The organism is Candidatus Omnitrophota bacterium (assembly GCA_003598025.1).
Taxonomy (GTDB): Bacteria; Omnitrophota; Gorgyraeia; order Gygaellales; family Profunditerraquicolaceae; genus Profunditerraquicola.
On the sequence record QZKH01000006.1, the window covers coordinates 240,455 to 254,554 of the forward strand.

Annotated in this window: 12 protein-coding genes; all 12 read left to right on the forward strand. The window is 39.0% G+C overall.

Annotated features, from left to right (window positions below):
• Positions 1 to 19: 19 nt before the first annotated feature.
• From C4533_06505 to C4533_06560, 12 genes are read left to right on the forward strand one after another with little or no spacing between them, the layout of a single operon-like run.
• The gene (locus C4533_06505; GenBank protein ID RJP28119.1) at positions 20 to 1,855 is read left to right on the forward strand and encodes an ABC transporter ATP-binding protein; all 1,836 of its coding nucleotides are present in this window, start codon (positions 20 to 22) and stop codon (positions 1,853 to 1,855) included.
• Positions 1,856 to 1,884: 29 nt separating this feature from the next.
• On the forward strand, positions 1,885 to 2,736 hold the full coding sequence (locus C4533_06510) for an FkbM family methyltransferase (protein RJP28120.1): 852 nt from the start codon (positions 1,885 to 1,887) through the stop codon (positions 2,734 to 2,736).
• 7 nt (positions 2,737 to 2,743) lie between these two features.
• Positions 2,744 to 4,081, forward strand: a complete 1,338-nt coding sequence (locus C4533_06515; GenBank protein ID RJP28121.1) for a glycosyltransferase — start codon at positions 2,744 to 2,746, stop codon at positions 4,079 to 4,081.
• A complete protein-coding gene (locus C4533_06520) occupies positions 4,062 to 4,784 on the forward strand; it encodes a methyltransferase domain-containing protein (protein RJP28122.1) in 723 nt (240 codons plus the stop codon). Before C4533_06515 ends, C4533_06520 begins: the two co-directional genes overlap by 20 nt.
• Before the next feature lie 26 nt (positions 4,785 to 4,810).
• Complete coding sequence (locus C4533_06525) at positions 4,811 to 5,743, forward strand: polysaccharide deacetylase family protein (protein ID RJP28123.1); 933 nt, start codon at positions 4,811 to 4,813, stop codon at positions 5,741 to 5,743.
• The gene (locus C4533_06530; protein RJP28124.1) at positions 5,740 to 6,777 is read left to right on the forward strand and encodes a glycosyltransferase family 4 protein; all 1,038 of its coding nucleotides are present in this window, start codon (positions 5,740 to 5,742) and stop codon (positions 6,775 to 6,777) included. The genes C4533_06525 and C4533_06530 overlap by 4 nt, the downstream gene beginning before the upstream one ends.
• On the forward strand, positions 6,774 to 7,658 hold the full coding sequence (locus C4533_06535) for an FkbM family methyltransferase (GenBank protein RJP28125.1): 885 nt from the start codon (positions 6,774 to 6,776) through the stop codon (positions 7,656 to 7,658). The genes C4533_06530 and C4533_06535 overlap by 4 nt, the downstream gene beginning before the upstream one ends.
• 21 nt (positions 7,659 to 7,679) lie before the next feature.
• Positions 7,680 to 8,927: a hypothetical protein gene (locus C4533_06540; protein RJP28126.1), complete on the forward strand. Its 1,248-nt coding sequence runs from the start codon at positions 7,680 to 7,682 to the stop codon at positions 8,925 to 8,927.
• A 6-nt stretch (positions 8,928 to 8,933) separates the two neighbouring features.
• On the forward strand, positions 8,934 to 10,223 hold the full coding sequence (locus tag C4533_06545; GenBank protein ID RJP28127.1) for a hypothetical protein: 1,290 nt from the start codon (positions 8,934 to 8,936) through the stop codon (positions 10,221 to 10,223).
• A complete protein-coding gene (locus C4533_06550) occupies positions 10,204 to 11,409 on the forward strand; it encodes a glycosyltransferase family 1 protein (protein ID RJP28128.1) in 1,206 nt (401 codons plus the stop codon). The genes C4533_06545 and C4533_06550 overlap by 20 nt, the downstream gene beginning before the upstream one ends.
• Positions 11,410 to 12,603 (forward strand): glycosyltransferase, encoded by a 1,194-nt coding sequence (locus tag C4533_06555; protein RJP28129.1) that lies wholly within the window; start codon positions 11,410 to 11,412, stop codon positions 12,601 to 12,603. It abuts the gene before it with no gap.
• A gap of 4 nt (positions 12,604 to 12,607) precedes the next feature.
• Positions 12,608 to 14,095, forward strand: a complete 1,488-nt coding sequence (locus C4533_06560; GenBank protein RJP28130.1) for a hypothetical protein — start codon at positions 12,608 to 12,610, stop codon at positions 14,093 to 14,095.
• Positions 14,096 to 14,100: the final 5 nt, after the last annotated feature.

The following is a 14,100-nucleotide window of genomic DNA, read 5'->3' on the forward strand; positions in this document are numbered from 1 at the left end:
ATAAGAACGCAAATAAATAATGATTAATTTATCAGCAATAAAAAGGCTTATAAAAAATAACGCAAGATTAAGAAGGTTCCTTAAAACCGTTAATATAAGCCTTGTGGATTTCTCTTATCCTGCCGTCCTTTCTTTGCTGGCGTCATTTTTTGAAGGGATTAGCGTCGTTTTACTTATGCCTTTTGTAAAAGGCATAGTAAAGATGGATTTCAGTTTCGCTAAAGAAATATGGTTTTTTAAAATCATAGGCAGGTACCTTCCCAAGACAGTTGTTTTGACCAACTCGCATATTTTCATCATATTGCTTGCAGTGATTTTTTCCACATCAGTTATAAAGAACATATTGCAATATTTTGCTTATATCTCTACATCTTTCCAAGTGAGGAAGTTCTCAAACAACCTTAGAAAATATATTTTCAGCAGATACATGAGTTTTGGTAATCTGTTTTTTGACAAAAATAACGTCGGACATTTAAACAGCGTTCTTATGACTTTTACAAATATTGTTGCCCTGCAATTAAGCGAGTTCCAGCAGTTTTTTGGTTTTTTCTTTATCCTTATTGTTTATCTTGGAGTCATGTTCTATACTTCCTGGAAAATCACTTTACTGATTATAATAATTTTTCCTGTCCTTAACTATTTTCTGAAAAATATAATTAAAAAGATAAGGCATACTTCTGAGCGCTATGCATATTCGCAGGCCGAGGCTTCAAAAAGGATCTATAACATTCTTTCCTGCATCCCGCTGGTTAAGGCCTACACAAAAGAAAATGCTGAAAAAAAGGATTTTGACAGAATCAGCAATGAAATCGCAAGGCTTGAATATAGCATTGATAAAAAATACAGCCTTATACCGCCGATACAGGAAATTATTCTCTTGGTGGCTATGCTGTTATTGGTTTCCGTTATAGCCTTTATGGTGGTAAAGCAGAAGAGCGCAGAGATATCCATGTTCCTTGTTTATTTATATTTGTTAAAGCGTTCGGCGCACATGTTTGGTTCTTTAAACAGCCTTTTGGCTACGTTGGCGAAAGTGGAAGGTCCGATAAAAGAGATATTGAAGATGTTTAATGATGAAGAGAAACATTTTGTGCGCGATGGCAAGGTTGATTTCCCCGGTTTAATTGATAAAATTGAGTTCAAGGATTTGAGATTTTCATATGGAAGAGAGTCAGAAGTCTTAAAAGGCATTTCTATTTCTCTGGAAAAAGGCAGAAGTACTGCCATAGTAGGCCCGAGTGGCGCAGGCAAGACGACAATGGTCAATCTTATTTTAAGATTTTATGATTGCCCGGATAATACAATATTCATTAACGGAATGGATATAAAAGAGTTTAAGCTGAGTTCTTTAAGGAAGCATATCGCGTTCGTGAGTCAAATCACCCTCCTTTTTAATGATACTATAAGAAATAATATACTTTATGGTTTGGATAGGCACGTGCCTGAAAGCGAGTTGGCCGATGTTGTAAGAAAAGCCAGACTTTATGATTTTATTTTAAGTTTACCGGCAGGATTTGAGACCAATATAGGTGATAGGGGTATCAAGCTTTCCGGAGGAGAGAGGCAGAGGATAGCCATAGCCAGGGCTTTGCTCAAGAAATCAGAAATACTGATTCTTGATGAAGCCACAAGCTCTTTGGATACAAATAACGAAAAGCTAATCCAGGAGGCTATAAACGAAGCAGTTAAGGACAGGACATCGATAATTATCGCTCACCGCCTTTCAACAATAAAGAACGTAGATAAGATTATTGTCCTTGAAAATGGCATTGTTGCCGAACAGGGGAGTTTAAATGAGCTCCTTGAAAAGAAAGGTAAATTTTATCAATATTGGGAAGAACAAAAGTTTTTTTGAAATTCTTTTTCTGCATATTATTCTAGAGTATGAATAAAATTAATCGCGACGGCACCCCCCGGGTCCTTGGTAATCTCTCGTATAGAGTTTTTAAGAAAATAAATAAACTACGTATAAATCTTTTAAAAGAAAGGGCTCGTTATTGCAAAAAGCACGCTGCAGGCAATATAAAGCTGGGGAATTATAGGATTGATTATCTTGATTTTAAATCTTTGGTTTCGCAATGGGATTATATTTTTGGGTATGAAAAATACTTTTTTGAGTCAAATAATATTTCCCCAAGGGTATTGGATTGTGGCGCAAATATTGGGATTTTTTCTTTGTATTGCAAGATGCTCTACCCTGGAGCGCGGATTACCGCAATTGAGGCAGACCCAAAAATTACAGAGGTTTTAAGAAAGAATCTATCAGTTAACGGCTTTGATGACATAGAGGTATTGAATAAAGCTGTGTGGGTAAAGGATGGGAGGGTAGAATTTTGTGAGGAAGGCAGTGATGCCGGTTCACTTTATTCTGTAGTTATGGATGATTCTATGCCAAAGATAAATATCGATAGCATGAGGCTCAGTGATATATTAGCGGCGCAGAAAATAGACCTTCTTAAATTAGATATCGAAGGTGCGGAGAGGGATGTGCTTTATGATTGCTCTGACCATCTTTCCAACGTGGATAAGATTATTATTGATTTACATGAATTTAGTTTGCCGCAGAAGAACACAGCCGATGTTATCAGCCTTTTGCGTCAAAAGGATTTCGTTTGCAATATCGATGATATTTATTATTACCATGAGCGGTTTGCCAGGTATAGAGTGAATAATCCTTTTTATAAGCCCGCAATACCTTGTTATTGTTTTGCTGTTAGAGCATGGAGGATGCGATAATCCCAGCATGAAAATAATCCAAGCCATAGGATGGTATTTCCCCGATCATATTGGAGGGACCGAGGTATATGTAGATTCAATATCAGAAAAACTGTTGAAAGCAGGTCATGAAATTATTATTGTAGCTCCTTATGCGGGGGGCTTAGCTCCAAGAGAGTATAAATACAATGGAGTTAAGGTATTCCGCTATCCTGTAGATGATAAATTAAGCCGTAATGAATATCAAAACAGAGTTTCTCCCGTAGGCGCAAGATTTTTGCATAATTTTTTTATAAAAGAATCCCCTGACATAGTACATTTCCATTCATTTGTAACGGGTTTAAGCCTCCCGGAAGTCAAGGCTGCTAAATCAGCCGGCGCTAAGATAATAGTTACTTTTCATTTGCCTTCCATCGGGTATATATGCCAGCGGGGCACATTGTTTAGATGGGGCAAGCAATTATGCGACGGCATCCTGGAGGTAATTAAGTGTTCATCCTGTTATCTACAGAGCCGAGGATTACCTAAAACCGTTGCATATGCGGTCACTTTAGTTTCTGCGCCTTTTGGAAGGTTGTTTTTAAGGGTCCCTGGAGCGCTGGGAACAGCCTTGAGCATACCCAGCCTTATTTCTTATAATAAAAGCATCAATAACGAGCTGTTTGTCCTGGTTGATAAGTTTGTATTTCTTAACCAGCAGTCACTCGATATTTTTAAAGCAAATGGAGCTCCGGCTGATAAGCTGTTTTTGAACTCTTTAGGAGTAGACCGGGTTTATATCCGGAAGAATGCAGATAATAATTTAGCCGGGAATGCACCTTTAAAGGTAGCATATGTTGGAAGATTGTCAGAAATAAAGGGGGTTTTAATCTTAGCCAAAGCTGTTTCGGTATTACCAAAAGAATTACAGGTAAGCGTAGATTTTGTTGGTTTGAGTGGTAATGATAGCTGTAGCCGCATTGCAGGTAAAATTAAGAAGATATCAAAATATGATCCAAGGGTCAAGATTTTACCGATGGTTGATCATGATGAAATTGATAGTGTTTTTGCCGCCTATGATTTAATATGCTGCCCGTCTTTATGCCTTGAAGGCGGGCCGACTGTTGCCATAGAGGCGCAGGCAAGGGGTATACCGGTAATCGGCAGTAATATCGGAGGTTTAAGAGATATAATAAAACAGGATATTAACGGGTTTCTTATTACGCCCGGTGATTTTAGGTCTTTGGCAAATATAATTATCCGTGTCATAAATGATCCGGTTGGTACCATCGGCCGTTGGAAGAAAGATTGCTTTAAGGTCAGAGACATGAGTGAAGTTGTATCGCAATACCTAAATTTATATCAAGATGTCAAACGTAATAATTAGGCGGATAAAGCCGTTTTTAAGCCCGTATTCTATTGTTCTATTCAGGTGCCTGATGAGAAGAAAGGGCCTGCCATTATGGGGTAATTTACGCAGGCTAAGGCCATTTTCAAGTAATTTCGGTTTTGATAGAGGTAAACCGATAGACAGGTATTATCTAGAGAAATTCCTCCGTGAGAACAGCAGATATATATCCGGTAAAGTGCTTGAGATACAGATCAACGGATATACTTTAAGATTCGGCAAGGATATTTCGGTAACACATACTGTTGATATCAGGAGAGAGTTTAACCCTACTTACCTTTGCGATCTGGCAGAATGCGATAATGTCATACCTGATGATTATTATGATTGTTTTGTCATGCCAAATACCTTGCATCATTTACAGGACCTGCATAAGTGTTTAAAGAATGCATTGCGGATAGTCAGGCCCGGCGGGGTTATACTTGCCAGCGCTTCTGCATTTATCCCTTTGGTCCCAGATATACCGGATTATTGGCGCCTGAGCGTTAACGGGTGGAAGGAGATCATAAATAAAGCCTGGGCAGGGTGCGATGTAGAATTAAAAAGTTACGGTAATTGCCTGGCAGTGGTTGCTTCTATGCTGGGGTTGTCTAGCGAAGAGTTAAAAGAGAAAGAATTAGATTTTAATGATGCCAGGTACCCTGTTTTAATAACCATATTCTGCAGGAAGCCGTTTGATTAAGAGCAATATACCGGCAAAGGACACAGATGTTAAGTACTAAAAGATTTATAAAGCTGTTTTTATTAAAGTCCGGGTATTATTACCGTATACTAAAACAGGCAGAATTCCCGGGGGTAGCTGTTTTGTGTTACCACGGTGTAAAGCAGGCAGGCAAGAAAAAAGCCCGATTTTTTTTCAGCGCTCTTCATGTAAAAGAAGAAGAATTGGATGCCCACTGCAGGCTTATTTCTGAGTTCTGTAATCCTATAAGTCTTGATGACTGGAGGGATGCGGTTAACAAAAAAAAGAAACTGCCGAGTAGGCCGGTTTTGTTTACTTTTGATGACGGGTATAGGAATGTTTTTACGCTTGCCAAGCCGATACTCATGAAATATCATATCCCGGCGGTTTTTTTTGTCAGTACTTATCCGGTTAAAAATAATTCTTATCTTTGGTTTGATGCTTTAGCCAGTGTTTTGGGAGAGAAGAAAATAACAGAATTAAAAGATATGAAGCCCGCTTCATTAATGGAGCTTTACCATAAAAGCCCTTTTAAAACCGAACTGCTAGATTCTCACGCCTGTATGACGCCCGGACAAATCAAAGAGTTGAGTTCAATACAGGGGTTTGAATTAGGTTGCCATACATCAAGGCATATCATCCTGTCAAAGGCAAGCAGAGAAGAGCAGGCCGAAGAAATCAAAGAGGCCAAATTGATGCTTGAAGAGTGGGTGCAGAAAAAGGTAAGGGCATTTGCTTATCCTAACGGAAGGCCGCAACTTGATTACACAGAGGAATCCGTATCAATATTAAAAGAGCAAGATTTCGATTTTGGATTTACCACAAAGAGCGGCTTTGCCGGCATCTATGGGGACACGATGGAGGAACCTCGTTTTATCATGCTGGAGGGAGTAAGCGAAGCAGAGCTTGCTCATAGATTATGTTTTAGCTGGCAAATGGGCAAAAATATTAAGAAATGAATAGACTTAAAATAGCGATTACCGTTGATCCCGAGATTCCCGTCCCGCCAATTCATTATGGCGGGATAGAAAGAATAGTAGATATGCTGGTAAACGGATTACTTGAGAAAGGTCACAAGGTATTATTGTTTGCTAATCCCGCATCAAAGGTTAACACTACTCTTATTGCCTGGCGAGGAAAGAGCAGCTTGTCTTTTACTGATACCTTGATTAATGCAGCACAATTGCGTAATTATCTGAGCAGGAATAATGTGGACTTAATACACAGTTTTAGCAGACAGGCCTACCTATTATTTTTAATGCGTAACGCTATACCAAAAATACAGTCTTACTCACGGCATATTTCACCTCGCAGTATAAGTTTGGGTAATATGCTTGCAGGCAAGAGCCTGACATTTACTGCCTGCAGTAGTTATTGCGCAGGTACCGCTGATTTTGTCGGCGGAAGGTGGAGAGTCATTTATAACGGCGTACCTTTGAAACTGTATGATTTTAATCCTTGCGTTAAGCCTGACAGCCCTTTGGTCTTTCTGGGCAGGATCGAACAGATAAAAGGCGCGCATAATGCTATAGAGGCCGCACTAAAAAGTAAAGAAAAGTTAATTATAGCCGGTAATCTTGTTGATAAAGAAAAGGAACTTATTTATTTTGAGAATAAAATCAAGCCATTTTGCGATAATAAAAAAATCAAGTATATCGGCCCGGTTGATGATTCCCAGAAAAATGAACTTCTGAGGAATGCTAAAGCTCTACTTTTTCCCATAGAATGGGATGAGCCATTCGGCATGGTAATGATTGAATCTCTTGCCTGCGGGACTCCGGTCATAGCATTCAGGCGGGGAGCCGTCGAAGAGGTAATTGATGACGGGGTTACTGGTTTTACCTGTGATACGGTTGCTCAAATGTGCGAGGCGATAAGAAATATAAATTTAATCGACAGAAGAAAATGCAGGAAAAAAATTGAAGATAGTTTCTCTGATTCGGTAATAGTCAGTCAATATGAACAGCTTTATTATGAACTATTAAGGTTATGAAATTAATATTCAGGCGTTTTACAAGTTATATTTTTGCCAGATTCCTGAGGCTATTGGTTTTGACATTCCCATGGCCTTTTAAAAGATTAGCGATAAAGATTCCTTTTAGCAGGTTCTCGGAAGTTTTTAGCAGATTATTATGGCGCCAAGAAGAGCTGTTTTGGCAGGGAGTGAATTTGAGGGTAAATCCTGGTGACTTAAACGGTTATTATGTTTATATTGTCAGAGAGTATGAAAATGAAATAATAAAAAAGCTGATAGACCTCTGCAGGGACTCAAAATTGTTTTTAGATGTCGGCGCAGGGATAGGGCTTATTTGTTTACCTGTGGCAATGGCCTGCAACGGCCTTGAGGTATATGCGTTCGAACCGGAGCGTATTAATTCGGAGAACCTGGAGTACAACTTAGGTTTAAATAAAAACATTTCCGGAAAAATAAATGTAGTTAAGAAAGCAGCCTATAACAAAAATAGTACAGTTCTTTTTAACGGCCTGAATGCGCAGTCAATTAATAGCGGCCAGGCCCATATTGAACTTTCAGCCTCCGGAGATACTTGCTATAAAGTAGAGGCAGTAACATTAGATAGTTTTTTTGAAAAGACAGGCAAACATCCCGATGTGGTAAAAATTGACGTTGAGGGCGCAGAGTTTGAAGTTTTAGAAGGCATGAAAAATATTTTAAGAAACAGATATGTAAAGGCTATGATAATCGAAATGCATGCCGGCTTCTTAACAAAAGACCCTGATTCTGATAAATTTAGGATGTACAGGCTTTTAAAGGATAATGATTTCAATTTGTTTTGGTTGAATGGGAATGTTTGGGAGGAAGCCCCCGTATTTAATAAGTGGCCGAGGCAATTTACTTTATTTGTCTCGAAATAAATTAATAAAATATAAATAACCATGAGCCGCTCGATTTGTATCATAACTCCGGATTATATTTCCTTGGCTCCCAGGGTAATAAAGGAAGCAGATTCCCTTGTGCAGGCAGGATATAAAGTTAATGTCGTGTTTTCACAGGGGAATCTTAGAGGGCCGCGTATATTCGATGAAAAAATAATTGCCGAAAAAAGGTGGGATTGTAAGACAATAGGATGGTCGCCATCGGTAAAAGGGGAAAAGCGGCTTTTTTGGAAATCAAGGTTGAGGTCTAAATTCTTAAAAACTTTGCCTTCTTTTTTTTGGAGTTTTGACAGCTTCGCAGAGCAGGCAGAAGGCAGGGTATATAATGAGCTGCTTAAATCCGCGATTTCCGTATCAGCGGATATATATATAGGCCATTATCCGACAGGATTAGCATTGGCGGCAAACGCTGCTTATGTCCACGGTGCAAAATTCGGATACGATATAGCTGATCTGCATACAGAAGAGCAGCTTAAGAATGCAATGGGGTTGCGCCAGACAGAAAGGATCAGGATTATTGAAAGCAAATATTTAAAAAGATGCTCGTTTTTTACTGCCTCTTCCGATCTGATTGCGCAGGGATTTTCGGAGAAGTATAGTTTGGCTCCCCCGGTTGTTTTATATAATGCTTTCCCTTATTCTGAAAGGGAGAATTTAGACGGCAGGATAATTGACCGCAGAGGAGAGGCGCTTTCTTTGTATTGGTTTGCAAATGTTATTAGTTTAGACCGGGGATTACAGGATGCTATAAAAGCGGCAGGCCTGTTGAATAAGCCTGTACAGATCCATATCAGAGGCAATGTTTCGCAAGGCACTAAAAAGATTCTTTTATCTTTAGCTAAGGAGTGCAGGGTTGAGCAGAAGGTCTATTTCCATAATCAGGTCCCGCCTTCAGAGCTGATTTCCAGGGCTGCTGAGCATGATGTGGGATTATCGTTGGATTGCCAGGATACGCTTAACCGCGGCATAGCAATTCCTAATAAATTATTTATTTATTTGATTTCCGGATTGTGTATCGCTGCTTCAGATACTCCGGGGCAGAAATATATATTCTCTAAGTCACCTGATATAGGTTTTATCTATAGGCAGGGCGATTATAGGGCCCTGGCTTCATATTTAGAGCAAATGTGTTTAAATAACCAACTGCTTAAGTCGGCCAAAGAAGCATCTTTAGCTGCTGCCCGGGATACATGGAATTGGGAAAACGAAAGCAGAAAATTGCTGGATAAAGTCAATTCTTTATTTTAAGAGCTTATGCCTAAAAATATAATAATTGTTGCTCCACATTTTCCACCAAGCAATATGACTGTCGGGCACAGGTGCCGTTATTTTGCTAATTACTTGTCTAAGCTGGGATGGAAGGTAAAAGTCTTATCAGTAAAAGCTGTTCATTATGAAGAGAGGCTGGATCCGGAGCTTGAAAAACTCCTCTTTCCAGAACTTGATATTATACGTACAAAAGCTTTTCCGGTCTTACCGTTGCACCTGATGGGTGATATAGGCATAAGGGCTTTCTGGTGGCACTATCGTATACTATGTGATTTAGCCAAAAGAGGGGAGATCGGCCTGTTGCTGATAATCATCCCTCCTAATTACTCGGCTTTATTAGGACCACTTATTTACCGCAAATTCAAAATCCCATATATAATTGATTATGTTGATCCGTGGATTTATAAATTGCCTCATTTTGGCTTATCGTTTTTTAAAATGTGGCTATCCTGTAAACTCGCAGCTTTGCTTGAGCCTTTTGTCCTTAAAAATGTGAGCCTTATAACCTCCGTTGCTCCCGGGTATTATAAGGGTATATTAGATCGTTATAAGTGGATAAAGCCCGATAAATGCCTGGCACTTCCTTACGGTGCAGACTTAAATGAGTTTAAATATCTTCAGGATAACCCTCGGGCACCTTATTTGTTCAATCCTGGCGATGGCAAGTTGCATATTGTTTATGCGGGGGCTATGTTGCCCCATGCATATTCAACCCTGGAAGCATTTATGGAGGCCCTGTTGCTTATAAAAAAGAACAACCCTTCTTTTTTTAACAGTATCAGTATAGATTGCATAGGCACAGGGAGGGTACCCAATAATTCCAATAGTTTTACCGTATCCAATATTGCAAAGCGTTATAACTTGCTGGATATAGTCCATGAATTTCCAGAAAGAATACCCTATCTAGATACGTTAAATCACTTAAAATATTCATTTGCAGTCTTAATCATAGGTTCTTCAGAGCCGCACTATACTCCTTCAAAGATCTTTCAGGCAATCCTTTCAGGCAGACCGGTTTTGGGCCTATTGCATTCCATGAGCACGGGGATTGATGTTATAAGAGATGCCGATGCCGGAGAAGTTATCACTTTTGACGATGACGACCCGGTAAGTAATAAAATCGGTAAAATCGCCGATTCAATTATAAGTTTAATCAATCAGCGTCGTAACACAGAGGTCAGCAAAAAGTTCCTTTCAAATTATTCTACAGAGGATATTATAACCAGGTTCTCCGGGAAATTTAAGGAAATATTAAATGGTAAAAATGATAAATAAGGGGAAAAAACCGAAACCAAGAGTATTAGTTTGTTGCGGGGATATGGTTTTTAAAGGCGGATTAGAAAGGATGACGTTTGAAGTTATGAGAGCCCTGAAAGAAAAAGGCGCCATAATCCATTGTATTGTGAATTCATGGGAGAACCATGTAATTATTGAGTCCATAAATGAGCTCGGCTTACCATATTCTTTAGGATATAATAAAGCAGAACTTACGCGCCGGCCTAGAAATATATTGATTGCCATGCATATGTTTTTTGATGTTATCATAAATAGCATCTTGCTGTTACTTGTCAGCCTTAAGTTCAGGCCGACGCATATTTTAATCCCGGAATATATTAGCTTACTAAGGAATATGCCAGGGATAATTATATTGCGTATTTTTAAAGCCAGGATTGTAGTGAGAATAGCCAATCCGCCTGTTTATGGCGGAAGTAAATTTTATACTAAGTTATGGCAATTCATGGTAAATCCTTTTGTTGATCGCTATCTTAGTAATTCAGAGTATACAAAAAATGCAGTATTAAAAATGGGGATTAAAGAAGATAAGGTTAAGAGGATTTATAATTGTGTGCCGAAGAGGAAGAGCATTGTTTTAACTCCGGCAAAGAAAGATTTCAATAAGATAATATTTGTCGGCCAGATCATACCTGAAAAAGGCTTGGACCTTTTGTTTGATGCCGTAATTTTATTAAAAGAACAGGGTTTGAATGTTACTCTTGATATTATCGGCCAGATGGAAGGATGGGTTTCTCCTTCCTATGTCGGATATAGGGAGGATTTATTGAAACGGGCAGCCGAGCCGTATTTGAAGGATATTGTCAGATTCTTAGGGTGGCAAGAAGACGTCCAGTCTTTTCTTATGCAGTCTGCAATACATTGTTGCCCATCCCGATACGAACAACACGAAGGTTTTGGCATTGTTTGTATTGAAGCTAAAAACGCGGGTATCCCTTCTGTGGTAACTCCTTCCGGAGCGCTGCCGGAACTCATTTCACACAAACAGGATGGCTGGCTTTGTATTGATTTCTCTGCCTCGGAGATAGCAAATGGATTAAAATATTTTTTAGAAGACAAAGAACGTTTGATAGAGGCCGGGCGCCAGGCAAAACTTTCTCTTTCAAGATTCAGTTACGAGAAATTTGCAGAAGAGCACCAGAGAGAATTTGAGCTGGAGGATAAATAAATAGTGGGATATAAAGTAGGCATAATTTTAAGCCATCCGATCCAATATTACAGCCCATGGTTTAGGTATCTTTCTAAACAGTTGGATATAGAAGTTTTTTATGCCCATAATCAGAGCAGCATTGATAACGCTTCTTCAGGATTCAAGACTGAATTCCAATGGGATATTGATTTATTTGATGGTTATAAATATCGTTGGCTTAATAATATTGCCCGCAAGCCAGGTATCAATAGTTTTTTTGGCTGTGATACACCGGAAATAGATGAAATAATTAAAAGAAGCAAATTCGATGCATTCCTGGTTTGCGGTTGGAATTATAAAGCTTATATACAGGCGATAATTGCTTCTAAGAAGAATAATGTGCCGGTAATCATCAGAGGTGATTCAAACCTGATATCTGGCCGGTCACACATTATCAATATAGCGAGATTTATTCCTTACAGGATACTTTTACCGCTCATAGATGCCTATCTTTACGTAGGTAAGTTGAATAAAGAATACCTGTTGTATTACGGCGTAGATCAGAAGAAGATATTTTTCTCTCCCCATTTTATAGATAATGAATTATTTACAAGATCAGCGCAAGAGGCAATTGACTCCGGCAGGGCCGCAGATTTAAGAGGGGAGTTAGGAATAAGTAACGATTCGTTTGTGTTTTTATTCGCAGGAAAATTACTTGAGCGCAAAAGGCCACAGGATTTTATCATGGCTTTTATGGAATTGATTAATAAGAGAGATGATAACAAGATTCATGCGATAATAGCGGGTGATGGGCCGTTAAGGAGAGAGTTAGAGCTTTTGTCAAAGCGCCATTCCTCCTGTATCCACTTTTTGGGATTTTGCAACCAGAGTAAAATGCCGGCAATATATAAAAGCTCGAATATATTGGTTCTGCCGTCAATATTTGGCGAAACGTGGGGGTTGGTTGTGAACGAAGCTTTCGCCTGCGGTATACCTGCGATAGTAAGCGATAGGTGCGGGTGTGCACCTGACCTTATTGATGAAGGAGTTACCGGTTTTACCTTTAAGGCAGGAGACAGGGACTCTTTATGTGAAATAATGAGTTTGGCCAGAGATTGTTATCATGCGAGGAATTTCGTAGAGCCTTTAGGCGCCAAACTAAAAAATTATTCGTTAGAAAAAGCAAGTATCGGCTTTTTGGAAGCTTTGGGCGCAACCCATAACAAAGGATAGGCATATGTTCGGCACTAATATCGAGGAGAAAACAGCTGATTTTACAAGCGGTGAAAATTTGTATCCACTGCAGAAGAAATTCACATTAGCAGGATTGGTATTCGGCATTGTGTCCGGAGCAGTTTCTTTTAATCTCCTTGTTGGGTTATCAACTTTTGTATTGTTTTTTGGTGTGGGCTGGCTATGGAGGAGGAGAGAGCCGCCAATTTTGGTCGCTTGTTTTATTTCACACTGGATTTGGGCAACAATAGGTTATTTTTATAAAATCGGTAAAGGAGAATATCCGGCTTTTCCTTTTGCGACAAATATCGAGAAAGCAGTTTTACTTTCGTTGGCAGGCTTGATTTGTGTTGTTATGGGTATACGTTTTACACTGCATTTATTGAAGCCCAGATTAGTATTTAATTGGAGAAAAATAGAGGCGTTAAATATACGGTACTCCGTACAGAGGTTGTTCTGGATAGTTATCTTTTTCTTTTCCATAAATTGGTTTATGGAGATATTTCCTATGGGTATGATCTATAATGCTGCCCAGCTGATTATGAACCTCTTCCTTTTTAGGGAATTGTTCTTTTTTATGCTGCTTTTGGCAATACTGAACCAAAGAGAAGGATTTAAATACGGGGTAATCGTTTTTTTGTATGTATTATTGCCCAAATTTATATCTTATTTTTCCGGCTTTAAGGAAATATTCCTTCTTTTGATTATCGCTTTTTTGAGCCGCGGGCAAAGGGATGAGACTTCTGAAAAAGAAAAAAAGTTTGACCGTAAAGTAATGGTTGTTTCGGTTATATTTATTATAATTGTATATTTCTTTGGCTTGGCATGGGAAGGCGCAATAAAGCCGGTTTGGAGGCCGGCTATAAAATCAGGGATGGTAAAGGGCACACCGGTTGATAAATTAAGAGAATTTTCTTCCGTAGTTGTACAAACGGTTCCGAAACTTGATTTAGCAAAGTCAACAGATAGTCTTGCTATCAGACTGGCTTCACCATTGGGATATTTTTCGTATGTATTATTAAGAGTGCCAAATATGATTCCTCATGAAAACGGCGCATTAACTTTAAGGGCTTGGAACCATATGATAAGACCCCGGATCCTTTTCCCGGAGAAGGAAGGCCTGGGTTCACATTCTTGGTTAATCAGAAAATATGCAGGATTTAATGTAGCCGGGCTTGAGAGAGAAACCACTATAGCATTGGGATATATTCCCCAGTTATATATTGATTATGGAAGCTACGGCATGCTGTTAGCGGTATTTTTGTTAGGGATGTTGTTGGGCTTTGTTTATGCCTTAATCCTGATGTTCTCACAGAGCTACTATATATTCAGCTCAGCTGTTACGGTTGTTTTTATGAGAAACTATTTATATTACGAAACAGAACTGGCGTTTTTGCTTGGCAGCCTTTTTACAACTACGATAGTATTTATGGGTTTGATCATATTAACCGGAGCCTGGTTTGATAAAAGGCTTACTGTCAGACAAACATAGAAAAC